The 26,830-nt window shown below is 38.5% G+C and carries 21 protein-coding genes; 13 read left to right on the top strand and 8 right to left on the bottom strand.

Features of this window, described 5'->3' with window-relative positions:
• Nucleotides 1-110 precede the first annotated feature (110 nt).
• The 3 genes from BM179_RS20475 to BM179_RS20465 all read left to right on the top strand — a co-directional run bounded on the left by BM179_RS20475 (nucleotide 111) and on the right by BM179_RS20465 (nucleotide 5,592).
• Complete coding sequence (locus BM179_RS20475) at nucleotides 111-809, top strand: response regulator transcription factor (protein ID WP_092019036.1); 699 nt, start codon at nucleotides 111-113, stop codon at nucleotides 807-809.
• A 166-nt stretch (nucleotides 810-975) separates the two neighbouring features.
• Nucleotides 976-4,989, top strand: coding sequence for a S8 family serine peptidase (locus BM179_RS20470; protein WP_092019035.1), 4,014 nt, complete (start codon nucleotides 976-978; stop codon nucleotides 4,987-4,989).
• A gap of 273 nt (nucleotides 4,990-5,262) precedes the next feature.
• Nucleotides 5,263-5,592: a cupin domain-containing protein gene (locus tag BM179_RS20465; RefSeq protein ID WP_092019034.1), complete on the top strand. Its 330-nt coding sequence runs from the start codon at nucleotides 5,263-5,265 to the stop codon at nucleotides 5,590-5,592.
• 67 nt (nucleotides 5,593-5,659) lie between these two features.
• Here the strand turns inward: BM179_RS20465 and BM179_RS20460 are convergent, their stop codons facing one another.
• From BM179_RS20460 to fcl, 4 genes are all read right to left on the bottom strand, one after another.
• Entirely contained in the window at nucleotides 5,660-6,658 is a 999-nt protein-coding gene (locus BM179_RS20460) for a YhdH/YhfP family quinone oxidoreductase (RefSeq protein ID WP_092019033.1), read from the bottom strand.
• Nucleotides 6,659-6,665: 7 nt separating this feature from the next.
• Entirely contained in the window at nucleotides 6,666-7,100 is a 435-nt protein-coding gene (locus BM179_RS20455) for a cyclic nucleotide-binding domain-containing protein (protein ID WP_092019032.1), read from the bottom strand.
• Nucleotides 7,101-7,182: 82 nt separating this feature from the next.
• Entirely contained in the window at nucleotides 7,183-7,911 is a 729-nt protein-coding gene (locus BM179_RS20450; protein WP_092019125.1) for an SAM-dependent methyltransferase, read from the bottom strand.
• Nucleotides 7,912-8,005: 94 nt separating this feature from the next.
• Entirely contained in the window at nucleotides 8,006-8,944 is a 939-nt protein-coding gene (fcl, locus tag BM179_RS20445) for a GDP-L-fucose synthase (RefSeq protein WP_092019031.1), read from the bottom strand.
• A 207-nt stretch (nucleotides 8,945-9,151) separates the two neighbouring features.
• On the opposite strand from fcl, the gene BM179_RS20440 reads away from it, so the two are divergent.
• The 10 genes from BM179_RS20440 (at nucleotide 9,152) to BM179_RS20395 (ending at nucleotide 20,571) form a co-directional block, all read left to right on the top strand.
• Nucleotides 9,152-10,138, top strand: coding sequence for a toxin-antitoxin system YwqK family antitoxin (locus BM179_RS20440; RefSeq protein WP_092019030.1), 987 nt, complete (start codon nucleotides 9,152-9,154; stop codon nucleotides 10,136-10,138).
• Between the two features lie 341 nt (nucleotides 10,139-10,479).
• The gene (locus BM179_RS20435; RefSeq protein WP_092019029.1) at nucleotides 10,480-11,505 is read left to right on the top strand and encodes a rod shape-determining protein; all 1,026 of its coding nucleotides are present in this window, start codon (nucleotides 10,480-10,482) and stop codon (nucleotides 11,503-11,505) included.
• 81 nt (nucleotides 11,506-11,586) lie between these two features.
• Entirely contained in the window at nucleotides 11,587-12,429 is an 843-nt protein-coding gene (gene mreC / locus BM179_RS20430; protein WP_092019028.1) for a rod shape-determining protein MreC, read from the top strand.
• Between the two features lie 47 nt (nucleotides 12,430-12,476).
• Nucleotides 12,477-12,983: a hypothetical protein gene (locus BM179_RS20425; protein WP_092019027.1), complete on the top strand. Its 507-nt coding sequence runs from the start codon at nucleotides 12,477-12,479 to the stop codon at nucleotides 12,981-12,983.
• Between the two features lie 305 nt (nucleotides 12,984-13,288).
• Nucleotides 13,289-13,897 carry a sigma-70 family RNA polymerase sigma factor gene (locus BM179_RS20420; RefSeq protein ID WP_092019026.1) on the top strand — a complete coding sequence of 203 codons (609 nt, stop codon included), beginning with the start codon at nucleotides 13,289-13,291 and terminating at the stop codon, nucleotides 13,895-13,897.
• Nucleotides 13,898-14,141: 244 nt separating this feature from the next.
• On the top strand, nucleotides 14,142-14,348 hold the full coding sequence (locus tag BM179_RS20415) for a phosphohydrolase (RefSeq protein ID WP_229632997.1): 207 nt from the start codon (nucleotides 14,142-14,144) through the stop codon (nucleotides 14,346-14,348).
• Nucleotides 14,349-14,493: 145 nt separating this feature from the next.
• Nucleotides 14,494-15,060, top strand: a complete 567-nt coding sequence (gene gmk, locus BM179_RS20410; protein WP_092019024.1) for a guanylate kinase — start codon at nucleotides 14,494-14,496, stop codon at nucleotides 15,058-15,060.
• A 46-nt stretch (nucleotides 15,061-15,106) separates the two neighbouring features.
• Entirely contained in the window at nucleotides 15,107-15,679 is a 573-nt protein-coding gene (nadD, locus tag BM179_RS20405; protein ID WP_092019023.1) for a nicotinate (nicotinamide) nucleotide adenylyltransferase, read from the top strand.
• A gap of 53 nt (nucleotides 15,680-15,732) precedes the next feature.
• Nucleotides 15,733-17,847 carry a ComEC/Rec2 family competence protein gene (locus BM179_RS20400; protein ID WP_177219469.1) on the top strand — a complete coding sequence of 705 codons (2,115 nt, stop codon included), beginning with the start codon at nucleotides 15,733-15,735 and terminating at the stop codon, nucleotides 17,845-17,847.
• A gap of 171 nt (nucleotides 17,848-18,018) precedes the next feature.
• Nucleotides 18,019-20,571, top strand: coding sequence for a zinc-dependent metalloprotease (locus tag BM179_RS20395; protein WP_092019021.1), 2,553 nt, complete (start codon nucleotides 18,019-18,021; stop codon nucleotides 20,569-20,571).
• Nucleotides 20,572-20,655: 84 nt separating this feature from the next.
• Here BM179_RS20395 and BM179_RS20390 read toward each other — a convergent pair whose 3' ends face one another.
• From BM179_RS20390 to BM179_RS20380, 4 genes are all read right to left on the bottom strand, one after another.
• Nucleotides 20,656-21,885: a hypothetical protein gene (locus tag BM179_RS20390; protein ID WP_177219468.1), complete on the bottom strand. Its 1,230-nt coding sequence runs from the start codon at nucleotides 21,883-21,885 to the stop codon at nucleotides 20,656-20,658.
• Between the two features lie 94 nt (nucleotides 21,886-21,979).
• Complete coding sequence (locus tag BM179_RS25750; protein WP_262503437.1) at nucleotides 21,980-22,114, bottom strand: hypothetical protein; 135 nt, start codon at nucleotides 22,112-22,114, stop codon at nucleotides 21,980-21,982.
• 16 nt (nucleotides 22,115-22,130) lie between these two features.
• Nucleotides 22,131-25,538 (bottom strand): efflux RND transporter permease subunit, encoded by a 3,408-nt coding sequence (locus BM179_RS20385; protein WP_229633003.1) that lies wholly within the window; start codon nucleotides 25,536-25,538, stop codon nucleotides 22,131-22,133.
• Nucleotides 25,539-25,662: 124 nt separating this feature from the next.
• A complete protein-coding gene (locus BM179_RS20380; protein WP_092019018.1) occupies nucleotides 25,663-26,781 on the bottom strand; it encodes an efflux RND transporter periplasmic adaptor subunit in 1,119 nt (372 codons plus the stop codon).
• Nucleotides 26,782-26,830 lie beyond the last annotated feature (49 nt).

The raw sequence follows: 26,830 nt of genomic DNA, 5'->3' as shown, positions 1-26,830 counted from the left end.
TCTTAATTAATTTTGTGTCGAAAACTTGCACTTGGTATAACAGTTAAAAGACAATGAGAACAGCTATTCAAAATTCGTTAACACACTTTACACCAAGCAAAAAACCTTTTATGAGTGTAAATCTTCAAACTCCCAAAATTCTAGTAGTTGATGACGATCCGGATATCATCGAACTGCTGGAATACAACCTCGCAAAAGAAGGCTACGAAGTCGCATCCGCTCCAGATGGACGTAAGGCATTGGAAATTGCCAAAACTTTTAAGCCTGAGTTAGTCTTGCTAGATGTAATGATGCCTCACATGGATGGTATTGAAACAGCCAGACAACTTCGGGACTTATCGGATTTGAAAAATTCATATATCCTTTTCCTGACAGCACGTGCGGAAGAATACTCTGAAATTGCTGCATTTGAAGTAGGTGCTGACGACTATATCATTAAGCCGATCAAACCACGGGCATTAATGAGTCGTATCAAAGCTCTTTTCCGTCGTGACTCCCAGCAAAACGAGCCGGATGAGAAGATTGAAATTGGTTCTCTGGTAATAAACAGAACCAATTATTCAGTACAAAATGGTGGCCAGCAGTTGGTTTTACCTAAAAAAGAGTTTGAATTATTATCTTTTTTAGCCAGAAATCCCAATAAAGTATTCAACAGAGATGAGTTATTGGAAAAGGTATGGGGAGCAGATGTTTATGTTGTTGAACGTACAGTAGATGTTCATATCAGGAAATTGAGAGAGAAAATTCCTGAATATTATATAAAAACCTTAAAAGGTGTAGGTTACATGTTTTCCATTGAGGAAAATTAATTTGCAGAAATATGAAAAACGCTCGGAAGAATTAAATAACTTCCGAGCGTTTTTCGTTTATAGTGTTGTCTCATCTCTACATTTTATTTTTTAAACCAAAATATCCATTTATTTCCTCTATTTCCTCGAAAATGGATCGGGAATTACAATCACCAGCTTAACTACTATGAATCGCTATTGTTCCGTATTAATCTTCCTTACTTTATTTGGCACAATCAGTGTCAATGCCCAGCAATTATACAATTCTCAGACTCAGCTGCAACTCAAAAAGGTTTCAGGTGATATAGGGAAACTACAGGATCAAAACTATCAGAAAGCACTGGATCTTGCCAAAAAACTTGGAAGGCCTCTCTCCGGAATGCTTAAGGGAAGAAGCTTTCAGTTACACAGTATTTCAGAAACGGGAGAACTACTCTACATTTCACCTGAAAGTAATGCCCTGGCAGCAGGAGCAACCAAAACCACGAGTCTGTACAATAACGGTAGTTTAGGATTAAATTTAAATGGAAGCAGTGCTGTTTTATCAGGGAGATTGGGAGAATGGGACGAAGCAGCTGTATTAGCCACCCATCAGGAATTCGGAGGAAGAGTAAGTCAGCAGGATGGTGTTACAACTACTTCCCTGCACTCCTCTCACGTAGCAGGAACGTTAATCGCTTCAGGCATCAATTCGCAGGCAAAAGGAATGGCATTCGGAGCAAATCTGAAAGCCTGGGATTTTGCAAACGATAATGCTGAAATGGCGACGGCAGCTTCCAATCTGCTGATATCCAATCACTCCTATGGTTTCAATGCAGGCTGGGCCTATGATGATGTAAATAACCGCTGGCAATGGTGGGGAAATGATAAAATAAGCGTTTTCGAAGATTATAAATTCGGGTTTTATGATAGTAACACTCAAACCTGGGACAAAATCGCATACAATGCACCTTACTACCTGATTGTAAAGTCTGCCGGAAATAATAGAGGAGAAACCGGCCCCGGAGATGGTCAATTGTATTATCTGGGAACTTCAAATGATACCAGCAGAGTAGTCAGAAGTAAAAATAACGGGTATGATATCATTTCAACCACAGGAACAGCTAAAAACATCCTTACAGTCGGAGCTGTAAACCCTCTTCTTCAGGCTCCCGGACAATCTTCGGACATCAGTATTTCTGACTTCAGCAGTTTCGGGCCAACAGATGACGGAAGAATTAAACCTGATATTGTTGGGGTTGGGGTTAATATATTCTCAACAACTAATACCTCAAATACAAGTTACGGAGTCCTCAGCGGAACTTCAATGTCTTCACCTCAGGTGGCCGGAAGTATTCTTCTGCTACAGGAATTATATGCCAAACAGAACGGAAACCTGTTTATGCGTTCTGCCACCCTGAAAGGTCTCATTTTGCATACGGCTTTCGATGCCGGAAATCCAGGACCTGATTATATCTACGGATGGGGGCTATTAGATGTTGAAAAAGCAGCAAAAGTCATGATAAATGACTCCAAAGCACATTCACTTACAGAAAGAGTACTGGAAAATGGTGCGACTTACACTCAACAGGTTGTCGCTTCAGGAAAAGGCCCTTTGATCGCAACCATTTCCTGGACCGATCCGGAAGCGGCTATTACTACTGCTACAGCTGCCAATTTAAACAACCGGACGCCAAAGCTTGTTAATGACCTTGACATTCGTGTTTCTGACGGAACAACTACCTTTCAGCCCTGGGTTTTAAATCCTGATAAGCCAGCTGATAATGCAACAAAAGGTGATAATATTCGTGACAATATTGAACAGATTTACATCCCGAATGCTGTTGCAGGAAGAACTTATACCATTTCAATTAATCATAAGGGAACCTTAAAGAGAGAAACTACTACAAGCGGGACGCTAGGCAATCCTATTCCTCAGAACTATGCACTGGTAATCAGCGGCATCGGAGGTACTGCTTATTGCTCTTCTACTCCAACCGAAAAAAGCGGAGCTATCCAAAGTTTCTCTTTTGGAAATATCAATAATACTTCTACTGCTAAATCTGACTTTACTGATTTACGGGCTTCTGTTTCAATTGGTCAAAAAATCCCGCTTGATATTACTTTAACAGGAAACTCCGATAAAATTGTTAAAGTGTTTATCGACTGGAATTCCGACGGTGATTTTGATGATGCCAACGAAAATGCAGCTACTTCAAATACCATCAGCGGAACCGGTAAATTCTCCACGGTTATAACGGCCCCGGCAGGGTTAGTTGTTGGTAACAGCTCTCTAATGCGGGTAATTTGTCAGGAAAATCCTTCAAATGCACAGTTTACAGCCTGCGGCACTTATGCGAAAGGAGAAACGGAAGAATACAGCATTATTATAACCCGCCCGGCAGACGATGTCGGGGTTACCAACCTCACCTCTCCTGAAAATGCCGTTTTCTGTTCAGGAACAACTCAAACCAATATTTCAGTTACCTTGAAGAACTTTGGATTAAATACCCAAACCAATATTCCGGTAACGGTTAAAGTTTCTGACCCTAACGGACTTGTTACCACGGTTTCCGGTACTTTCAATGACTCACTGGTTTCTCTTGCTGAAAAATCATTTACCCTGGCAGGTACTTTCAACCCTGTAGCCGGAGTAAACTATTCATTTGAAGTAAGTACAGGCTTACTGATAGATCAGGATCCGACCAATAATACCAAAACGTTTGTAAGATCAGTTAATAATCCTGTTCCTCCGGCAGCACTGGCTGTTATCTGCGGAGATGGCGCTGTTGTTAATTTAACTGCCTCTGCGGCAAGCTCTACCCCGATTTGGTACGACGCCTTAAAAGCTGGCAATATCGTGGCAACCGGGCTTTCTGCTACTGCTCCTAAAAAGGCTATCGGTGAGAAATATTACGTTTCAGTAAATGATTTCTCCGGAAACTTCGGTCCTAAAGATAAATATGCCTTTGGAGGCGGTACTTATTATGAAGCATTTGGCCCTTCCCCTGTCTTTAAAACGGAAATTCCTTTAGTACTGGAAAGTGCAAGAATTTATGTGGGAACTCCGGGTAAAATAACTTTTACCGTGACAAGAGTTTCGGATCAGGCGATAGTAAGTTCAATCACAGTAGATGTTAAGGCAACAAGAACAACTGCTAACCAGACCAAAGTCAGCAGTCAGCTAATTGATGACCCGACCGATCAGGGAGTAGTAATTCCACTGAATCTTGTTATTCCTTCTCCGGGGCAATATATGATTAGTCAGGAGTGTAAAAACGGTGCTACGATTTACCGGAGTAACCGTACACTTGCTAATCCTTCAGCAGCTGTAGATAACATTGGTTATCCTTTCACATTAGCGAATATTGTTTCTATTTCAGAATCCAATTCAAGCGGATCAGTTGTAAAATCAGGTTATTATTATTTCTACGACATGAAACTCAAATCTTATGGCTGTCCCAGCCCGAGAGCAGAGGTAGTAATAACACAAGGCGCCGCTCCAACGGTGAGCATTTCTCCTAATGGAAATGTCAAAGTTTGCGACGGACAAAGCGTAAACCTTACAGCCACTTCGAGCAGCACAGCCGCAACTTATCAGTGGCTACAGAACGGGACCAGTATCAGTGGTGCAACCAATGCGACATATCAGGTAAAAACTGGCGGAAGTTTTAGTGTTCTTGTAAAGGATAGCGGTTTATGCTCCACAACTTCCCAGCCGGTAGTAGTTACTTTATTGAGTCCTTTACAACCCCTGGTTTTCTTCAGCGGGTCTCTGTTAAGTACGCAATCCGGTTCAAATCCTCAATGGTTTTTAGAAAATACTCCTATTCCGGGTGCCAACCAACTCACCTACCTTCCAATAGCATCAGGGAACTATAAGGTTCAGATTTCAGATGTTAATGGCTGTACCGCCATTTCTGATCCATTCCCGGTAACAATTACAGCTACTGAAGAGGAGATTGTCAAAGGCGACCTTCGTGTTTTCCCGAATCCAACACAAAATTCAATAACCGTGAAATGTGATTCACAAAGCCCTTTGAAGAACGGACTGGCAACAATTTATTCATTAAGCGGAGCACCGATTGCCTCCCAGAAATTAGTTGCCAAAAATCAGGCTTATGAGGCAGAATTTGATGTTTCAAAATTAAATTCAGGAACCTTTGTCGTTAGAATTGTTTCAGAGAATAATGTAAAAGTTATCCCTTTTGTAAAACAATAATTATTCATCATATTTTAGATTACCAAAACAGCCGGACTTGTTAGCAAGTCCGGCTGTTTTGGTTTAATTATATCCTGTTTCAAACAATATCCAGGGGAATGATATCGGTTTCCTGTTTCCGAAAACGTTTACGTTAAAAAATTAAACTCAGATCATAGATTATTCTGATTCATATCGTTAAACTTGCCCGTTCTATTTCAGGCTCATTGCAAAAGCTGAGATACAGAATTGCTCATTTTCACCAATTCTTTAAATAAGTCATCAAAAGAAAACATGAAAGTTTATATCAAAGATCAGGACATTGCCTGGGAAGAACTGGGAGGAGGGTTAAGCCGTAAAATTCTGGCATTTGATGCCAATTTAATGATGGTAAAAGTAGCCTTTGAAAAAGGAGGAGTTGGTACTTTACACAGTCACTATCATACTCAGATGAGCTATGTAGAAAGCGGTTCTTTCGAAATAGAAATCGGGGAAGAGAAACAGGTATTAAATCAGGGAGATGTTTATCATATTCCACCACATCTTGTTCATGGAGCCGTATGTCTTGAAAAGGGTGTTTTAGTAGATGTTTTTACACCCATGAGAGAAGATTTTGTAAAATAAATATACAGCGTTCATGCTATTTCCTGACGTGAACGCTATTCCCACCTTTTTATCATCAGCAATTTATTCAGGGGCAGATTTTAACTACCGTTTTCCCTATTAACTTTCCGGCCAGCATTAATTCCAGTCTTTGGGGAACCTCTTCAAGAGAGATCTCTGTAAAAAGATCATCCGGGTGATCAGGTTTCCATTCATTGGCCAGCTTATGCCAGATTTCTTTTCTCAAAATCATAGGACATTCTGCTGAATCAATACCGAAAAGGGCATTTCCTCTCAAAATAAAGGGGAAAACCGTAGTTGGTAACTGTGGAGAAGCAACAAGTCCGCAGGCTGCCGCTGCCCCACCATAAGTCAAAGATTTGAGGGCTGTAGCCAAAATATTCCCCCCAACGGTATCAATCACTCCGGCATAGGCAGATTTTAATAAAGGGCGTCCGGATTGGTCATCAAGCGCTTCTCTTTCAACGATTTCATCAGCACCTATTTTTGTCAGAAATTCCTTCGCTTCAGGTTTGCCGGTTACAGTAGTTACCCGAAAGCCGATTTTACTTAAAATAGCAGTCGCTAATGTTCCGACCCCTCCGGTTGAACCTGTAACCAGTATTTTACCTTTTTCAGGAGAAACACCATAATTACAAAGAGCATTGATACACATTCCGGCGGTAAAACCTGCTGTACCGTGAATCATAGCTTCCTGCATGGTCATACCCTCGGGTAAAGGCACTATCCAGGCAGCAGGAACACTGATATACTCGGCTAATCCGCCTGAAGTATTCATGCCTAAATCATAACTTGTAACAATTACTTTATCTCCCGCTTTGAAAGCAGGATCATTACTTTCCTCTACAACTCCGGCCGCGTCAATTCCGGGAGTATGCGGGTAGTTTTTAGTAACGCCTTTATTCCCTGTTGAAGATAAGGCATCTTTATAATTGAGCGCAGAGAAATGCACTTTTACCAAAACATCCCCCTGGGGTAAATCTGAAATACTTTTCTCTGAAATGTTGCAGGAATATTTACCTTCTTCGGTTGCAGATACGATTAAGGCCTTGAATTTTTGATCCATCTGAGGTTTATTTATTTCTTCTGATCATGTCCAGAAACTCAATAACTCCGTCTCTTAGTTCTTCCAGAATATAAAGGGTAATCGGAAATTCTCTTCTGATCATATCGTGCATGACATCTTTTGGAATACGAAGTATCTGGCTGTCTCTTAAAACCTTTACTGTGGCAGGAGCAATCATATCGACCATATCAATACCGCCATGCCAGGAACCGGGTTTTTCACTGATATATACATACGGCTCTCTTACTCCTCTGATTTTTCTTTCCATTAACCATTCTCCTTCCAGTAAAACTAAAAAATCACTTGGCTTTTCATCCAGTACCCTCAGATAGCTATCTTTCTGAATATTCAGTACTTTGCTGTTTAAGGCAAGAAATAAGAGCTGTTTATCAGAAAAAGCATTAAAGAGCGGATTTTGTTTCAAAAAATCTCCTGTTTCCATTTTGGTATCCGTTTGTTTCAGAAATATGATTTACATTGGAAAACTGCAACTTTCAATACCCTACTAAAAAACACAAAATGTTTTACTTTTCCAAAATAAAAATCATGCGGGATGAGCTCTCTGCCTGATATGGTTCCAGTAAATAATTACCGAACAAATGTTTAAGTGTAAGACCCGCTGAGGAGAAATACCGAAGAAAAGATTCCTGGCAGATGGCCTCAACTCTTTCCTGAAAATGATAATGATGCTTTTCTGCTTCAAAGTCAATATTCTTGATAATACAGCCATTTTCATGGCGCTTTCTGATTTCGAAATCAATCCCCTCTATACTTTTTATCTCATAAGAAACCAACTCCCTGATTACTAATGGTGTATTAAAAAAATCCAAAACAAATCGTCCTCCTTTTTTCAGACTTCTTGCGGCTGACTGGAAAGCTTTGATATTTTCAGATTCGTTTGCAAGGTAACCAAAACTGGTGAACATATTCAGGACAAAATCGAACTCTCTTTCTGCAAAAAAATCTCTCATATCATGTACATGAAAATGAAGTCTTTCATTGGCAAATTGCTGAGCATATTCAATACTTTGGGGAGAAAGATCTAATCCTGTTACATTAAATCCTTTTTGATTAAGATAAATCGAGTGACGGCCTTTCCCGCAAGCCAGATCCATAATCTGATGTTCGGGTAAAAATCCGAGAAATTCAGAGAGTTTATCAATGAATAACTGCGCCTCATCATCATCTCTGTTTTGATAAAGAATATGATAATAAGGTGAATCAAACCAATGGCTGAACCATTCCTTTTCCATGTAATTTGTACCTGATCCGATGTTCTGCACATTTGTTAAACCAAATCCCCGGAACACCGGATCTAATATTCAAGTCAATAATAATATGCGAAACTTATTTCCTTAATTCATGATTTTCCAGAAAATCATGATACGCCAGTCCGACACCCTCACCAAGTTCAATTTTATGTTTCCAGCCATAAGAATGAAGTTTTGACACATCCATCAATTTTCTGGGTGTTCCGTCAGGTTTAGTAGTATCCCAGACTAATTCTCCTTCAAAACCTACTGTTTTTTTAACAGTTTCAGCCAGTTCTTTGATGGTTACATCTGTTCCTGTTCCGATGTTCACGAAACCAGCTTCACTGAAATTCTGCATCAGATAATAACATGCTTCTGCCAGATCATCTGCATGTAAAAATTCTCTCATCGGAGAACCTGTTCCCCAAAGGTTTACTGACGGGCTGTTATTTACTTTTGCTTCATGAAACTTACGAATCATGGCAGGTAATACATGAGAGTTCTGCAAATCATAGTTGTCATTCGGCCCGTAAAGATTAGTAGGCATTACTGAAATAAAATCACAGTTATATTGACTTCTGTAGGCCTCGCACATTTTGATACCGGCAATTTTAGCAATAGCATACGGCTCATTCGTCGGCTCTAAAAATCCGCTAAGCAAATAATCTTCTTTTAAAGGTTGAGGAGCTAATTTGGGATAAATACAGGAAGAGCCTAAAAACATCAGTTTTTTAACTCCTGTCAGATAGGAAGAATGAATGACATTGTTTTGAATAGCCAGGTTTTCATAAAGAAAATCAGCTCTGTAAGTATTATTAGCAACAATTCCTCCCACTTTGGCCGCTGCCAGGAAAACATATTCCGGCTTTTCTGACTGGAAAAAATCTTCTACAGCTTTCTGATTCCTGAGGTCAAGTTCTTTTGAGGTTTTTAAGATAAAGTTCTGAAAACCTTCAGCTTGCAATTTTCTCAAAATAGCTGAACCAACCATTCCACGATGCCCGGCAATATAAATCTTAGCGCTTTTTTCCATTATTATTTATTATAAACTCTTGATGTTTCTTAAGAAAGGTGAAAATCAATTCCTTAAAAACAGCAATCTAATTTAAATCTATTTTAACTTTGAATTAGAATTAACCGTTTACTCATTAGACGAAGGAAACGATGATTCGATTCTAAAATAAATACCATTTTTTTTCGTTCACAAAAGTAACAAAATCAAATCTGAAAGCGTGCACCGATGAGAAGTTTATCTTTTTTTTTAATAACAGCTTGTATTCTGATTGGCCAATCAAATGTAAAGGCTCAATCGGATGAGTTCAAAACGAAAGAAAAGCCTAAAACTGATACATCTGCAAAAAGCAAAGGATTTTTGGGCGGGCTTATACAATCAGATATCTTAGATAACCTCAAAAAAAATAAAGATGAGGCTATTAGAATAAAAAAAGGAGTAGCAGATCTGTATTCTGACATTACCAGTACTGATCTGGGGTTGAAAATCAAGCAAAAGAAGTCCAAAGCTAAAACCAGAAAAGTACCAAAAGATGAGTATGAGGGGATAAAAATGGAGAGAAGAATCGGAAGTTACGGGAATGGAAACAGGGCTACAGTAGAAGAAATCAATGTGCTGAAATATACGGATGATGAAAAGCGCGTCAGCCCCTATGCTAAAGAAATCTGGTGGTATGATTACAAACTGGCCAGAATTGTAAATACCCCTGTCAAAGATAAAAATTACGCACAGATTTGCCATGGCCCGTATCGCAAGTATATCAATGATGAACTGGTAGAAGAAGGCTTTTTTTATGCCGGAGCAAAAGATGGCCGCTGGGAAACATACAATCAGGAGTATATTTTATTGAATAAGCAAAAATACAAAAGAGGTCAGCCGGCTGATGCCAGAATCAGCTATTACGATAAAGAAGAGACCAAAATCAAAGAAGTGATTCCTGTTAATTTTGGTAAAATTACCGGAGATTACCGGGCGTTTTACGAAGAAGGACAATTACAGGAAGAAGGTCGTTTTGATGACAGTGTAAAAGTTGGAAAATGGCGGGAGTATCATCAATTCGGCGTAGGCGGACGCCTTAAAAAAGAGGTACAATATGGCAAGGATAAATTTGATAAATCTGAGCCGTTTGTCCTTCAGGAAAGAGATACAAAAGGTAAAATCACATACGAAGCCCCCAAAGCCAAAAAGAAGGAAGAGGTTGAAGACGAAAATTAACGCTTCAATTACAAGTTATTAACTAAATTTTCCTTCATTCTCAACAACTTTCTCTGAAATTCTAACTAATTTTGCACTTTTACAAGAAACGATTACGACTAAGAAGCTTAAAAAAAGATTTACAAGTTTTTATAACTCTTTTTTCAGAAAATTAAAAATAGTGCAGAAGATACTTTTTACCTGATTCAGACCGCTTTAATCAAATGATTTCTGCCATTGAAACGGTAATCAGCAAATTTTCTGCTTTATTCCAAAGTTTTTCTAAAATCCAGCATAAATCCTCGTAACTTCATAAGCTCTTAACCCACAAATAAAACATACTTTTTTAATAGAAAAATCAAATGGGATTATTCAGTTTCCTGACTTCCGACATTGCTATTGACCTTGGTACAGCAAACACTCTCATCATCCACAAAGACAAAATTGTAGTTGATGAACCGTCTATCATTGCCCTCGACAGAGTATCCAACAAGGTGCTTGCTATTGGGAATAAGGCAATGCAAATGCACGAAAAAACCAATGAAAATATAAAAACGATCCGCCCGCTTAAAGATGGAGTTATTGCAGACTTTACTGCGGCAGAATTAATGATTCGCGGACTTATTAAAATGATTGATACCGGCAGCCGGTTATTTACCCCTTCTCACAGGATGGTAATCTGTATTCCTTCTGGTATTACTGAGGTAGAAAAAAGAGCGGTAAAAGATTCTGCAGAACACGCAGGAGCAAAAGAAGTTTATATGATTCATGAACCTATCGCAGCCGCAATAGGAATTGGTATTGATATAGAACAACCTAATGGCTCAATGATTGTTGACATCGGAGGGGGAACCACTGAAATTGCCGTTATTGCTCTTTCAGGAATTGTTTGCGAAGCATCTGTCAGAATTGCAGGTGATGTTTTCACCCGTGATATTGTTGACTACATGCGTCGTGAGCACAACCTGCTGATTGGTGAGCGTTCTGCCGAACTGATTAAAATTGAAGTTGGTTCAGCTTTACCGGAACTTGATATTCCTCCGGCAGATTATGAAATTCGTGGCCGTGACCTTATGACAGGTATTCCGAAGGAAATTAAGGTTACTTATTCAGAAATTGCTTATGCACTGGATAAATCTATTTCTAAAATAGAGGAAGCTGTAATGAAAGCACTGGAAGTATCTCCTCCTGAACTTTCTGCTGATATTTACCACAATGGTATTCACCTTACCGGTGGAGGAGCTTTATTACATGGTTTAGATAAAAGACTGGCTAATAAAACGAAACTGCCAATCCATATTGCTGATGATCCGCTTAAGGCGGTTGTTCGCGGAACCGGAGAGGTTCTGAAACATCTTGATCATTTTAAACCAATCTTAATCAGCTAAAAATTATGAAATATGGGTTATGAATGGAGAGTTGGTTTTTAGCATAACTCAACATTCGTAACTCATAATTTATAACGCCTCATGTATCAGCTTTTTCAGTTCATTTCCAGACAACGGGCTTTTATTCTTTTCGTGCTTTTGGAAGTACTGAGTCTTTGGTGTGTCTATACATACAACGACTTCCAAAATGCTATTTTCTTTAATACTTCCAATTATTACGTAGCCGAAACACTGAAATTTTCAAATGCTATCAAAGAATATTCTAATCTGAGAAATGTAAATGCTGAACTAGCGGTTGAAAATACAAAGCTACATGAAACGATTGCAAGGCTTCAGGCTCAGCAACTCATTCCTTCAAAAATCAATTACAAAGCAGATTCTATTGTAGCCACAAGATTTCAGGTAACTACGGCAAAAGTGATGGATCTTACAATCAATCAGGCCAATAATTACCTCACGATCGATAAAGGCTCTGCAGACGGGCTGGCTCCCGGTATGGGTGTTATTTCAGCTACGGGAGTAGTAGGAAAGATAAAATCCTGCTCTCAACATATTTCGAGGGTCATTTCAGTGCTTCACTCAGAATATACAGTTTCTGCTAAAATCAAAAGGAATAACGAAATCGGATATGTAAAATGGGAATCTTCTAATCCTGAGATTTTGCAGATGTTTGATGTATCAAGATATAAGGTTGTAAAAACCGGAGATACCATACTTACTTCAGATTTCAATACAGTATTCCCTCCCAATATTGCCATTGGTTATGTACAAAAAGTTGGCGTAAAACCGGATCTTACTTTTCATGACATTTCACTCAGACTGGCGACAAACTTTAACAATTTGTCATATGTGTACGTGATTAAAAATAAACTGGAGTCGGAACAGAAGCAACTTGAACAAAACGAAAATCCTGTAAAAAAATAAGCGGCACTGTCCCTTAAAACTGAATAAGTCCGATCAATAATTGAAAAATGAGTCCTAGAAATTTAACATATTACAGTTTATTCTTCGGTTTTTACTTACTGATACAAATTTTCTTTGTTCGTCAGCTGGTACTTTTCAATTATGCCTTTTGCTTTGTCTACATTGCCTCAATTCTCTTATTACCTTTCGAAATCAGTAAGATAACCTTACTTTTCCTTGGTTTCTTTGCCGGAATATTTGTTGACGTTTTTTACAATACCATGGGCATGCATGCCGCCTCAATGACTTTGATCGCCTTTTTAAGACCCTCTATTATCAAGTTACTTACCCCACAGAGAGGTTATGATGAAAGAATGATCTTAACATTAAAATCAATGGGAGCGTCCTGGTTTGTCTCCTATGTTGGTATTCTGACATTTATTCATCACCTGCTTTTATTTTTTCTGGAAGCAAGTGACTTTGGATTGTTTCTGCCAACGATGATAAAAGTATTGGCCAGTACAATATTTACAGGATTGGTTATTCTTGTTCTTCAGCTTTTCAGGAAAGAGTAATCTTCAATCAAACATTTTATACTTTTTCAGGTTTATCTGTTAAATCATTTCATTTTATACTTTTTGAAGTACTCTTTTTAGTTATTCCCCAAAGCGTTCATTTGGGAAGTCTCCCGTAATTCACGCCTTTTTGTCAGGATTATGCCAAATTTAAAGATTGGCAGGTTGTTTGATTATACATCCTTTATTGCACAACAGAAGCAGTCATTTTTACTAACCATGCTATCAGGTAAAAGAAATTCTTGGAAATCAATGTTTGTTTTCTGAGATGATTTTATAATTTTACGCAACACTCATCTAAAACTATGTCAGAAACCGAAATGCCCACTGCCTATACGGATGCCGAAAAGTACAGGGTTTTCGACAAAGAGTTTATGCCGCACATAGACTCGATGTATAACTTCGCCTTCCGCTTGACCAACGATGAGGACGATGCAAATGATTTGGTACAAGATACTTACCTTAAGGCCTTCCGTTTTATCAATTCATTTGAGGAAGGAACTAATGCAAAGGCCTGGCTGTTCCGAATCTTGAAGAATAGCTTTATAAATGATTTCAGAAAGAAAACGAAGGAACCCTCTAAAGTTGATTATCAGGACGTAGAGACAACTTATAATTCTGAAGAAGATGCGGAAACTACTCAAACAACTGACTTAAGAGTAGAAACAGTTCAGGATATGATTGGTGATGAAATCGCCAATGCGCTTAATGCCTTACCTGTTGACTTCCGTACAGTAATCATTCTTTGTGATGTGGAAGGTTTTACTTATGAGGAAATGGCTAAAATTCTTGACATTCCGATAGGTACCGTACGCTCACGTCTTCACCGTGCAAGAATGCTGTTGAAGGACAAACTTAAAACATACGCCAAGTCATTAGGCTATGACACGAATGCTGACACTATGGCAGAATAGTATCAATTTATGATAAAATAGTTGAACAGAATGAAAAAAAATGCCGGAGATGGAATCTTTTAAATTTTTGTTCTGTTCACTAACTACTTGATTGATAAATCACTTATGCAAGAATTTGGCTATTATTGATTTTTGCGTTGTAGTCCCATAAACCAAATAATTATAACAAACTAAAATTTAAGACATGTTTCCCGAGGCAGAGAAGGTTCAGAAAAAAACAAGTTGCGAGCATCATCAAGATTGTATGAAGATCATTCAACTGATTCTGGACGGACAGGCAACTGACGATCAAATTACGCATTTTAAGTCCAATGTGGACAAATGCTTACCTTGTGAAAAAGGCTATGAATTGGAAAAATGCATTAAAGAAACAATGCAGTTACGTCTTGAAAAAAAATGTGTTCCTACCAGTTTATTAGACTGTATCAAACGCAAAATTCAGGAATTGTAGTTAGTCAGCTAATCATATTTTAGGTTTCAAGGTTATTAAGTTTTATCCCATTTTTGTGATAAATACTTAATAACCTTTTAGTTTTGTATTAAATTTAGTATTTAAACAACCTCGGAAAGTCTTTCCGGGAAATTATATTAACTCATTGGAAGGTAAACTCATCATTTTTTCAGCCCCATCAGGCTCCGGCAAAACAACAATTGTTAAGCATCTTTTAGCCAATAATTCCAACCTTGGCTTCTCTATTTCAGCCTGCACCCGTGATAAACGCGGACGATCAGAAGAAAACGGTAAAGATTACTATTTCATGTCTCCTGAAGAATTCAGACAAAAGATTGATAATGACGAATTTGTGGAATGGGAAGAAGTTTATCCCGGTGCTTATTACGGTACTTTAAAATCTGAAATCGAAAGACTCTGGGCAAGCGGGAAACATGTAATCTTTGACGTGGATGTACAGGGCGGGCTAAAAATCAAGAAATACTTCCAGGATAGAGCTTTGGCTATTTTTGTAAAAGTACCAAGTATGCAGGAACTTGAAAAAAGACTGAGAGGCAGGGGAACTGAAGATGAAGACGCTATTTCAAGAAGATTGTTTAAGGTTAATTTTGAAATGTCTTTTCAAAACAAATTTGATACCATTCTTGTCAACGATGATTTGGAGCATTCTTTCGTAAAAGCTCAGAGTCTATTTGACAACTTCATCAAATAATTGATTAGCCTCAGTAAGATACGTTCAATGCATTTGGTATATTTTCATGAAAATCGGTCTTTTTTTCGGTTCTTTTAATCCCATTCATGTTGGTCATCTGATTGTTGCTAATGTTATGGCAACAACAACAGATCTTGAGCAGGTATGGTTTGTTGTTTCTCCGCAAAACCCTTTCAAAAAAAATAAATCCCTTCTGCATGAATTTGACAGATTGGATATGGTAGAAAAAGCAATTTCAGACAATCTTCAGTTTAAGGTTACTGATATTGAATTTTCGATGCCCAGGCCCTCATATACAATTGATACCTTATCTAAGTTGCAGACAAAATATCCCCAACATCAGTTTAAACTGATAATCGGGGAAGACAACCTGAGTCAGTTTACCAATTGGAAAGAATATGATAAGATTCTAACTGATTTTGGCCTATATGTTTACCCCCGTCCTGACTCCGGAAACAGTGAGCTGAAAACCCATGCCAGTGTAAGAATGGTGGCAGCACCTTTACTGGATATCTCGGCCACATTCATCAGGGAATGTATCAGGAAAGGGCAGTCTATACGATACATGACTCCGGAAGCCGTAGAAGAGTATATTTTACGGAAAAAGTTTTATATTTAAAAAGCTTGTCTGAAATTTCAGACAAGCTTTCATTTTTACAATCTACATCTGTTATGAATCTGTTTTCACCTTTTCCTTTTGTGAGGTATTCCCTTGCTCTGATTTCTGGTATCCTGATTTACCAATATCTGCCATTTTACCATTTCTCTGTCTGGTTATTCTATTCACTCCTTTTTTTTATTCATTTGTATCTGAGGAAGAAGAAAAAACACCCCGTTTTTACCGGACTCAGCTCGTTACTTTTTTTGATCATTTCCGGTTTTCTTCTGGCATTTATCAACAAAGAAAGCAACAGACCTGATCACTTTTCCCACTCAATCAATAAAGCGACTTATTATGAAGTAGCTATCAGCTCTTTCGTAGAAGAAAAGGCTAAATCATACAAGGCCGTGGCTGAGGTCAGGAAACTCTTTATCAATCATGCTTTTATTCCGGTTTCAGGAAAAGTTCTGCTCTATTTTGATCATCATATTCCTGAAAAGCCAAAATATGGAGACATTATTCTTATAAAAGGTAATCCCGTCCCTATTGAAAAGCCTAAAAATCCTGAAGAATTTGATTATAAAGAATTCATGTCTCTGCAACAAACGGACTTTCAGCAATACCTCCGGCCATCTGATTTCGAAAAGACCGGTAATGTTCCTGAAAATCTGCTGATGAATTTTGCCATAAAAGTTAATATTTCCGCAGACTCGATAATGAAAAAGTATATCGTCGGGAAACAGGAATATGGTGTAGCCAATGCAATGATTTTAGGACTCAGAGATGATCTGGACAGTGAGTTAGTTCAGGCGTATTCTGTTTCAGGAGCTATACATATCCTGTCGGTTTCAGGTCTTCATGTAGGGGTTATTTTCATCGTTTTAGAACTCATCTTTGGCTTTCTGGTCAAAAAGGGGAATGTGGGAAAAACACTTTTTCTGTTCATCATACTGTTTTCTCTTTGGTTTTATGCCATGCTGACAGGGTTATCCTCTCCGGTTTTAAGATCTGCTTCAATGTTTTCGATCATTACCATTGCTAAAATTTTCTCAAAAAACCAGAATAGCTATAATACTGTATCCATTTCAGCTTTCTTTTTACTAATCTGGAATCCATATTTCCTATTCAGTGCCAGCTTCCAGCTTTCATATCTGGCTGTTTTCGGGATGATTTATTTCCAGCCCTGGTTTAGTAGTCTGATGAAGACCGGAAAAAGAGCGACAATTCTTACCCGACTTATTGATTCTCTCTGGAAAGTCACCTCTGTAGCTCTGGCAGCTCAAGCTGCCACATTCCCGCTAACGATTTACTATTTTCATCAATTCCCCAATCCCATCTATTTTCTTCTGCTGAACCCCATCATTATTGTATGTTCGTCAATAGCTTTATGCGCAGGACTGGGATTTATGATAATTGCAGTTCCTTTGTTAAAATTTCATGCAACGCTTTTGGTTATTTATGCAGGGAAAGTGGTGTTCTGGTGCTTTAAAGTGCTCAATGAATCTATACTTTTTACAGAAAAATTACCAGAGTCTTCCATCAGATTCCTCCATCTCGAATTCTGGGAAACGGGATTCCTCTTCGGAATAATTTTTACGTTAATCTGTCTTTGGGAAACGCAAAAGTTCAAGTATGTCATTGCGTCCGGACTCATGACAATCATTCTGATCGTTTACAATATCCGGGAAAGGTTTTATGCCCGGGAGCAAAGCCTGTTTATTATCCATGCCATTCCCAAACACAGCGTTTTCTCGAAAGTTGAAGGATTAAAAGCGGAGCTGATAGCCGATTCTGGATTTTTGGAGGATAAAAATGCTGTCAGATACAGACTTGTCAATTTCTGGTCTTCAAGAAGTATCCTTGATACCCAGAAAATTAACCTTCAGCGATTCAAACATATCCCTGAAACAGCTATCATTCTCTGGAAAGGAAAAACATTTTTTTTACTAAACGAGCCTTTGAAGAAGAAGGAAATACAATTGAAATCACCGGTTATCGACTATCTTATTCTATCCGGAAAATCTGTCAGGTCTTTCAATCAGATTGAAAAAATAGCATTCAGGAATCTGGTCATTGATTGTTCTTATTCTAAATTTTATGCCAAAGGTATCCAATTGGAAGCTGCAAAGAATGGAATAAAGTGTTTTAACCTTCATGAAACCGGCGCCCTGGTGCTAAACCATTAAACCACTTATCACAAACATGCTTAACTGCTCTCATAAAAGTCTTATTTTAGCGGTTTTATTGAAATTTTAAGATAAAACAGAATATTATTTGCTCCAGTTAAGCTTTTAATACTTTTTTATATCTTATTTTCGAAGTTTTATATTACTCAACTCATCAAACCAAATTAAATTATGTTTAAAAATGTTACCCGGGTATCTGCAATGGCTCTAGCTTGCCTGGCATTCTCTGTCAGCGCACAAAAAGCAGATGTCAAAGCAACAGCTACTGCCGCTGCCACTCCTCCAAAGGCTGAAACGCCTAAAACCGGACCCAAACCCTATAAAGAAGTAATTACAGATAAGGCTAAAACTTCTAAAGGACTCTTTACTGTTCATAAAATTGAAGATAAGTACTTTTTTGAAATTGCAGATTCTCTTATGGGACGCGAAATAATGGCTGTTACCAGAGTGGCAAAATCACCAACCGTTCCCGGTTCGGTAGGTTTACCTGCCTATGGCGGAGAGCTATTGAACCGTCAGGTTATCCGTTTTGAAAAAGGTCCTGAAAATAAAGTATTTTTAAGAGCTGTTTCTTATATAAATGTAAGTTCTGACTCAACTGCTCCGATTTATAAGGCGGTTCAAAACTCAAATGTGGCCCCTATTGCTGCTGCATTTGATCTGAAAGCATTCAAGAAAGACTCTATTACAAAAGTGGGTTCTTCGGTAATTGAAGTAACGGATTTCTTTAAGGGTGATAATCAGGTGGTTTCATTAAATTCTTTAACAAAAACCATCTATAAATTAACCAGTCCGGCCGCTGACAGGTCTTATATTCAGAATATCAAGACTTTCCCGATCAATACTGAAATTCGTTCGGTAAAGACTTTTAATGCCATTCCTCCGACTCCTAATTTTGGCGGAAGCCCGGTTCCCAGTCCGATTCCATCAGTTAATTTACCTGCAGCTGCCACAACAGGAGCTGTAACGATCGAGATGAATACTTCAATGATCCTTCTTCCTACAGTACCGATGAAGAAGAGGCTTTTTGATTCAAGAGTCGGATTTTTTGCAAATGGTTATACCGTTTATGATGAAAATTCCCAACGTACTGATGACCAGACTTTCGCAGTAAGGTGGAGATTAGAGCCTAAAAATGCGGAGGATGCTGCGAAACAAAAGAAAGGAGAATTAATTGAACCTAAAAAACCTATTGTTTATTACATTGACCCTGCCACACCTGCAAAATGGAGAAAATACCTCAAATTAGGTGTGGATGACTGGCAAAAAGCTTTTGAAACAGCTGGTTGGAAAAATGCTATCAGAGCTGAAATCCTGGCAGATAACGATACGACAATCAGTCTGGAAGATGCCCGGTATTCGGCTATCCGATATTTTGCTTCTGATATTGAAAATGCTTATGGCCCGAATGTACATGATCCGCGTTCTGGAGAAATCCTTGAAAGCCATATCGGCTGGTACCATAATGTCATGAAATTATTGAAGAAATGGTATATGACACAAGCTGCTGCGGTTGATCCCCGCGCCAGAAAAAACAAGTTTGATGACGAATTGATGGGCGACCTTATTCGCTTTGTCTCTTCTCATGAAGTAGGCCATACCTTAGGTTTACGTCATAATTATGGTTCAAGCAGTACAGTCCCTGTAGAGAAACTTCGTGATCCGAAATGGATTGCAGAGCATGGACATACACCTTCTATTATGGATTATGCCCGTTTTAATTATGTGGCTCAACCGGAAGACGGGGTAAAAGATTTATATCCGCGAATAGGAGAATATGACACCTGGGCTATCAAATGGGGATATCAATCGCTTGAAGGCAACGATCCGGAACAAGATCGTAAAGCTTTAAATAAACAATTTATTGACACTTTTGCTCAAAATCCAAGAATTTGGTTTGGTACAGAAACAAACCCTTATGATCCAAGGTCTCAAAGCGAATGTCTTGGCGATAACAACATGCTGGCGAGTGATTATGGTATCAAAAACCTGAAAAGAATTTTGCCAAATCTTATTGACTGGACTAAAGAAGAAGCACAGGACTATGACATGCTGACTGAATCTTACGGAGAAGTAGTAATACAATTCAGACGCTATATGGGTCACGTTACAAAGAACGTAGGAGGTATTTATGAAACACCTAAAACCGGAGATCAGCAAGGTGTAGTATATGAGGTAACACCAAAAGCTACTCAAAAAGAAGCCGTTGCATTCTTACACCGCCAGTTGTTCGAAACCCCAACCTGGTTGTTAGATGATAAAATCCTAAGCAGAATCCGTCCTGATGCAGGGGTTGATTTCTTAAGAAATATTCAGGAAGCTACCCTTACAAGTCTGTTAGATAATAGCCGCTTAGCGAGAATTATCGAAACCAGTACCAGAAATGCGGCAGCATATAATATTGATGAATTTTTCACAGATGTAAAAAGCGGTATCTGGTCAGAACTTCGCAGCCACCGTGCTATTGATACTTATCGTCGCAACCTGCAAAAGGCATATGTTGAAAAACTAACTTCTATGCTGAATCCGGCTCCCGTAATCTCAATCGGAAACATTCAGTCTATAGATACCAGAAAAAATGACATAACCTCAGTTTCAAGAGCTAATATAACAGGTTTAAGAGATGAGATTAAGGCAAACTTACCGCTGATAAGCGATAAAATGAGCAAATATCATTTGCAGGATTGTCTGGCCAGAATTGAAAAAGCACTTAATCCGAGATAGTGTACTTTCTCTTCTTTTTCAACAAAAAAGCTCAGATCCGAAAAAGGTCTGAGCTTTTTTGTTTGACTGAAAATAATCTGCCTATCAGTAAAACAAGAAGACTCCGAGTGTGTTCATGCAAAAAGATACAAAAATCAAAGCCAATGAAATTACTTTAAACCATTTAAAAGAAAGCATGTAATTGATAAACGGCAATAAAATCAGACAAAGGAAAAGATGGAAATCCAGGGTATATCTGGCGGCAAACTGAGAGACACCTGTTCCCATAATCATCAGAATTATCAGGCCAATCAGTAATACCGAAATCAAAGCAGCCAGCACCATTTTACTTTCCACAGCGGAAATATATTTTTGTTTGCCTGCAAAGCTTTTCAGGTAAAACACACCGGCAGGAATAATCATCAGAAAAAACGGTGAGGCCCAGATAAAACCAAATCCGTTAAAATCCATTTCAATTAAAGGAATCCTGTTAATAAATTTAGGTAAACGGACAATTTCCACATAAAAATTATACGGAATATAATGCATTGACATATAACCCCAGTTCCGGAATTTATCTAAAAAATCGGCACCCATGTTATGATAATTTATCCCGTTATCAAAGGCATTTCCAAATCTGGCATAATTGTAATACAGGTTAATCAGGGAAAAAATGATAAAAAAGCTCCCAAATAAAAGCCCTCTTTTGAGAAAAAGACCTTTCAATGAATAACCGGAATCTTCAAGAATTATAATGAGAAAGAAAATTCCACCAAAAACGATGTCGTTCCGTGTATATACTGCCAAGGCAAACCAAAAACCGCTAAGCAGGTATTTTCTGATTTTTTTATTCTCTGCCATCAAACAATATACTGCCCCCAGTAAAAAAGTCTGTGCTAAAACCTGAGAAATAAACCAGACTCCACCTGACAGGCTCATATAGAAATGTACTGTTCCGAATGCCCAGAAAGCCCCAAAAATAAGTACAGATATCGTATCTATGGCATAATTATATCTTTGGCAAATTCTTCTGATTACAAGCAGGAACAGGTATATATTAGCGGCTCCCATCAGAATATTGAGAAGCCTGTCCGGTAAATCAAGACCAAAAGCGGCCACTAAAGGCATAAATACAAGCGCAGGAACAGGAGGCCAGTAAAGGTATTTTTTCTGGTTAAAAAGTACAAGATCATGTATCGCAGGGCATTCCGTTACATCAAGTCTCCCGTTTAAAAAGGATTTGGCAAGGTATCTGAAGTAGTTGTACTGAGATGATTCTGTTATAAAGCCAGGATTTAACTGCAAGGGGGCTCCTTTTAAAGTTGAACTGAGCATGCCAAAAAAGATATAAGCAAAACAGACGAAAAGGGTAAATATTATAAAAATCTTTCTTTCGGCAATGAACTTCATGTGTAAGAGTGTGTCGTGATTACTTTAGCAGAAATGCTTCTCCTGATAATGTTGTTGCAGGAGAATTGCAAATTCCGTATAAATTCCCATTATTCAAAACATAATCAGTGTTATACACAAAAGCCCTGCTTTCTTTCGAAAACAGGGCTTTCATAAAACTATTTTAAAAATCAGGCTTCTGAAGCTAAATACTCTTCTTCTGTCATCTTCGCCTTACGGCTTGCCAGTTTCTGCTTGATTCTCTCACTTACGTAATACATACAAGGCACGATTACAAGGGTAAGAACAGTAGAGAATGTCAAACCAAAAATGATTGTCCAGGCAAGAATTCCCCAGAATACTGCACTATCTCCACCAATGAAAATATGTGGGTTTAATTCAGTAAAGAGTGTAACAAAGTCAATACTAAGTCCTAATGCCAAAGGTACCAGACCAAGAACTGCTGCCGCTGCTGTAAGCAATACCGGAGTTAAACGAATACCTCCTGCTTCAATAATAGCCTCACGAAGTTCATATCCCCTTTGATGGCGGAGTTCTTCAATAAATTCGATAAGAAGGATACCATTTTTCACCACAATTCCGGCCAATGCAATGATACCAACACCAGACATAATTACTGAGAATGTCATACCAAATACCATAAATCCTAACAGCACCCCGATTAACGATAACAAGATGGTGGCAAAAATGATAAATGGTTTTACCGCAGAGTTAAACTGGGTAGCAAGAATCAGATAAATCAATAGGATTGCCGCACCGAAAGCTGAAACAAGGAAATCTGCGGATTCCTGCTGATCTTCCTGCTCTCCACCCATTTTAATAGTATATCCCTGAGGAACATCCATGTCGATAAATAACTCTGTCAACTCAGCAACGATTTCATTGGCATTATACCCTTGAACCACATCAGAACCTAAAGTTACAACCCTTTCCTGGTTCTTGCGGTTAATCTGGCTGTAAGTGGTTGAGTAGCTAATATTTGCTACAGAGTTCAAAGGAATCTGTCTTAAAACACCGCCCATGTTCATATCACGGAAAGTGATGTTCATCGAAAGGATTTTCTCAATCTGATTTCTGTCTTCACCTTTTAAGCGTAACTGTATAGGATATTCGTCCTTGTCATCACGGAATTTTGATACTTCCAATCCGAACAAAGCCGTTCTGACAGCCATTGCAATTTGTCCTGAAGAAACACCTTCTCTTGAAGCTTTCTCGCGATCTACGTCAATTACAATTTCAGGCTTATTTGTTACCAAATCGGATTTCAATTCCTGAATTCCCTTGATTCCTGCTTTATCAATTGCCTGACGAACCTGCTTCTCAAGTTTAATAAGTGTCTGGAAATCATCTCCGGCAATCTCAATTGAAATTGGTTTCCCGGTAGGAGGACCATTTGATTCTCTTTCTACAGAGATTTCCGCACTTGGAATTGGTGTTTTTCTGAAATCTTCCTGCAATGCTGAAAGCAGCTTTTCGGTTGATATATCTCCACGTTCCTCATTTTTAACAAAAGCTACCGTTACTTTACTTTTGTTAGGAGTAGCCGCACGATCCGGGTTGGTAGGATCTCCGGCGTTTTTCCCAACATTTGAAATAATTGAATTTACAATAGGTTCAGCATGATTCTGTGTAAGAACTGAACTAATTCTTTTTTCAACAATTTTAGTCAAAGAATCCGTTGCTACTGCATCTGTTCCTACCGGCAATTTCATGTAAACATACACATAATCCGGATCGCCGCTCGGGAAGAAAATCACTTTTGGTTTTACAATTCCCATCATAACCATAGTAAAAATAAACAATCCAAAAGCCAGAACGATGGCGATAATTGGTCTCCATCCGGTTATTACCCAGGAGATTAATCGACGGTATCCATTTCTAAAAGCAGGCAAGACTGTCTCCTGAAACGGCATAATTAATCTTGGTGTCAGGATAAAGTGGTTGAAGAGATATAATAGCAGGATAAATAATGAAAAATTACCCAAACCAAAATTACCCATCTTTAATCCAATCAGATAACAAAACACTGTTATTCCTGCCAGAATAAAGAATGTTGTTCTGATAGATTTGAAAGTAGTATCATGTCCTGCTGCAACCTCATCCTCATGTCTTCTCATGAAAGTCACCGCAAAAACCGGGTTCATTACATAGGCCACAAACAACGAGGCAAAAAGTGTAATAATCAGAGTCATTGGCAGGAATTTCATAAACTCTCCAACAATACCCGGCCAGAATAAAAGCGGCAGGAAGGGCGAAATAGTGGTTAATGTTCCTGTCAATACCGGGATAAATACTTCGGAGGCAGCCAGTTTTACAGCTTCAGTAATGCTAAGTTTCTTGAAGTTATTGAATAGCCTGTGAGCATTTTCAATTACCACAATTGCATCATCCACCACAATCCCCAATGCCAGTAAGAATGCAAAAAGAACTACGGTATTTAACGTAAAACCAAGACTTGGCATGAACAGGAATGTAAGTAAGGCCGAAAGTGGTACAGAAAGACCTACGAAAATCGCATCTCTTACACCCATAAAGAACATTAATACAAATACAACAAACAAGAATCCTAAAATTACGGTGTTGATAAGGTCATTAATTTCTGCACGGGTACGTTCCGACTGATCGGCTGTAATTTTTACACTCAATCCCTGCGGGAAATGGTGCTCCTTATAATCCTCAATTACTTTTTCAATTTTATCTGAAGCCGAGATAAGGTTAGACCCTGCACGTTTGATGACGTTAAGCGTAATTACACTTTTATTATCCAGACGGGCAAAATCCTGCTTTTCTTCATAGCTATCTTTCACTTCAGCAATATCTTTCAAACGAACCACTGCACCTGCACTTGAGCGAATCATGATATTGGCTAACTGATCAACAGATTTGAACTCTCCTTTTACACGCAAGGTTCTGCGAACGTTGTCAATACTTAATTCCCCTCCGGAAACGTTCACGTTTTCACCCTGAACAGCCTGCTGAATATCACTGAAAGCCAGGCCATAAGACTTCATTCGATACAAATCAAGGTTAATCTGTATTTCTCTCGTTAAAGCACCCACGATATCCACACGGGTGATTTCAGACATACCTTCTATTTCATCCTGTAAATCTTCTGCATACTTTTTAAGTTTATCTAAAGGGAAGTTTCCGGCGATATTGATGTTCATAATCGGGAATTCCGAAAAGTTCACTTCTGTAACCGAAGGATCCTGCGTTAAATCTTTAGGCAAATCCGTTTTAGCTTTGTCAACAGCATCAGAAGTACGTTGTTTGGCAACGGCCACATCTACATCGGTATTGAATTCAACCAGAATTACAGAAACATCCTGAAGTGCATTCGATTTGATTTTCTTTACCCCTGTAATTGATTTCAGTTGTTTTTCAATCGGCTTATTGATTACATTCTCAATATCTGCGGGTGTTGTTCCTGCATAAACTGTCTGAATATACATCTGAGGTACTACAATATCAGGAAACTGCTCTTTAGGCAATCCTTTGTAAATCATCATCCCAGCCATGAAAATCATGAAGGTGAAGATATAAACTGTAGTCCGGTTGGATGCCAGCCAGCCAACCATTTTATAAATCCCGCCACTTCCGTGAGGGAGCTGATCATTTTTTTGATTTTTTTCCATGTTTTTAAGCTTTTGGGCAATTAAAACCAGAGAGGTCTGCTTTGTCTGCTAATTACCAATATTCAATTTAGAAACTGATAGCTTGTCCGTCAACTAACTCCTGAAAACCTTCTGTAATAATCTGATCTCCTGTTGAAAGTCCTTCCAAAATCTCAATCTGTCCGTTATAGCTTAAACCTGTTTTAACTTTACGGGCCTTTGCCACTTTCTTTCCTGCTTCTTCGCCGGCAACATAAACAATATCCCCTGATTCTGTCTTTTGAATAATGTTCTGATTAATTACGATAGCACTATTCTTCGACTGGTCATTGATTTTAAGTACTGCCAACTGATTTGGTTTCAGCAACCCGCTTGCATTGGGGATTCTTGCCTCAACATCAAATGTTCTTGTTACGGCATTTACAGTTTTTGAAACCACTGAAATATTTGCGTCCAGTTCTTTATTAATATCCGGGAATTTAATAACGAGATTATCTCCTTTTTTCACCGAACCAAGATAAGTATCAGCTACTTTAGAGGTAATTTTCAGTTTTCCAAGATTTACCAACTGAATAATTCCCATACCCGGTGTCGCCATTTCTCCTTCTTTCAATCTTACAATTTCCACGGTTCCGGCAATTGGAGCAGTAACTCTTGTAAGGGCTAACTGAGCTTTCATGGTAGCAATTCTTCTCTCAAGAGATTCCTTGTTAGATTTCGCTGTCAGAAACTGAACTTCTGTTCCGATCTGCTGATCCCACAATGATTTCTGCTTTTCATAAAGGGTTGTTGCCAGACTCAACTGTTGTTTGATCTCTTCTAAAGATTCCTTCAGAATACTGTTATCAATCGTGGCGATCAATTGTCCTTTACTTACGGGGTCACCAACTTTAACGAGCAAACTTGTGATAGCACCTCCTGTTTGCGGACCAACATTGATTGTATTTTCAGCCTCCACAACACCCTGAACCTCTACAAAATGTTTGAAATTCTGACTGGCTAAAGGCGTTACAGTTACTGCAACAATTTTCTCATTTTCTTTTTTACCTTCTGAACCTGCTCCCAATTCTTTTTCAAGAACTTTAATCTTTCCTTCTAATTCCTTCTGTTGAGTTTTCAGAGAAGCTAATTCAGCTTTTTTATCAGTTGGTTTACTGCAAGAGGCTATAAGAAGTACAGTTGATAATAGTAAGTATTTAGTTTTCATTACTTTCGATGTTTGAATTTCTTAATTTTTTATAGAGTAAAGGACATTT

The sequence above is a fragment of the Pseudarcicella hirudinis genome (assembly GCF_900115665.1).
Lineage (GTDB): Bacteria > Bacteroidota > Bacteroidia > Cytophagales > Spirosomataceae > Pseudarcicella > Pseudarcicella hirudinis.
Note: the sequence above shows the minus strand (reverse complement) of the source record. Positions and strands in the feature narration are given on the sequence as shown.

Bases quoted from the DNA above. Each gene is read 5' to 3' on its own strand.
- BM179_RS20475 (WP_092019036.1), top strand. From the start codon at position 111: ATGAGTGTAAATCTTCAAACTCCCAAAATTCTAGTAGTTGATGACGAT.
- BM179_RS20470 (WP_092019035.1), top strand. From the start codon at position 976: ATGAATCGCTATTGTTCCGTATTAATCTTCCTTACTTTATTTGGCACA.
- BM179_RS20465 (WP_092019034.1), top strand. From the start codon at position 5,263: ATGAAAGTTTATATCAAAGATCAGGACATTGCCTGGGAAGAACTGGGA.
- BM179_RS20460 (WP_092019033.1), bottom strand. From the start codon at position 6,658: ATGGATCAAAAATTCAAGGCCTTAATCGTATCTGCAACCGAAGAAGGT.
- BM179_RS20455 (WP_092019032.1), bottom strand. From the start codon at position 7,100: ATGGAAACAGGAGATTTTTTGAAACAAAATCCGCTCTTTAATGCTTTT.
- BM179_RS20450 (WP_092019125.1), bottom strand. From the start codon at position 7,911: ATGGAAAAGGAATGGTTCAGCCATTGGTTTGATTCACCTTATTATCAT.
- fcl (WP_092019031.1), bottom strand. From the start codon at position 8,944: ATGGAAAAAAGCGCTAAGATTTATATTGCCGGGCATCGTGGAATGGTT.
- BM179_RS20440 (WP_092019030.1), top strand. From the start codon at position 9,152: ATGAGAAGTTTATCTTTTTTTTTAATAACAGCTTGTATTCTGATTGGC.
- BM179_RS20435 (WP_092019029.1), top strand. From the start codon at position 10,480: ATGGGATTATTCAGTTTCCTGACTTCCGACATTGCTATTGACCTTGGT.
- mreC (WP_092019028.1), top strand. From the start codon at position 11,587: ATGTATCAGCTTTTTCAGTTCATTTCCAGACAACGGGCTTTTATTCTT.
- BM179_RS20425 (WP_092019027.1), top strand. From the start codon at position 12,477: ATGAGTCCTAGAAATTTAACATATTACAGTTTATTCTTCGGTTTTTAC.
- BM179_RS20420 (WP_092019026.1), top strand. From the start codon at position 13,289: ATGTCAGAAACCGAAATGCCCACTGCCTATACGGATGCCGAAAAGTAC.
- BM179_RS20415 (WP_229632997.1), top strand. From the start codon at position 14,142: ATGAAGATCATTCAACTGATTCTGGACGGACAGGCAACTGACGATCAA.
- nadD (WP_092019023.1), top strand. From the start codon at position 15,107: ATGAAAATCGGTCTTTTTTTCGGTTCTTTTAATCCCATTCATGTTGGT.
- BM179_RS20400 (WP_177219469.1), top strand. From the start codon at position 15,733: ATGAATCTGTTTTCACCTTTTCCTTTTGTGAGGTATTCCCTTGCTCTG.
- BM179_RS20395 (WP_092019021.1), top strand. From the start codon at position 18,019: ATGTTTAAAAATGTTACCCGGGTATCTGCAATGGCTCTAGCTTGCCTG.
- BM179_RS20390 (WP_177219468.1), bottom strand. From the start codon at position 21,885: ATGCTCAGTTCAACTTTAAAAGGAGCCCCCTTGCAGTTAAATCCTGGC.
- BM179_RS25750 (WP_262503437.1), bottom strand. From the start codon at position 22,114: ATGAAAGCCCTGTTTTCGAAAGAAAGCAGGGCTTTTGTGTATAACACT.
- BM179_RS20385 (WP_229633003.1), bottom strand. From the start codon at position 25,538: ATGGTTGGCTGGCTGGCATCCAACCGGACTACAGTTTATATCTTCACC.
- BM179_RS20380 (WP_092019018.1), bottom strand. From the start codon at position 26,781: ATGAAAACTAAATACTTACTATTATCAACTGTACTTCTTATAGCCTCT.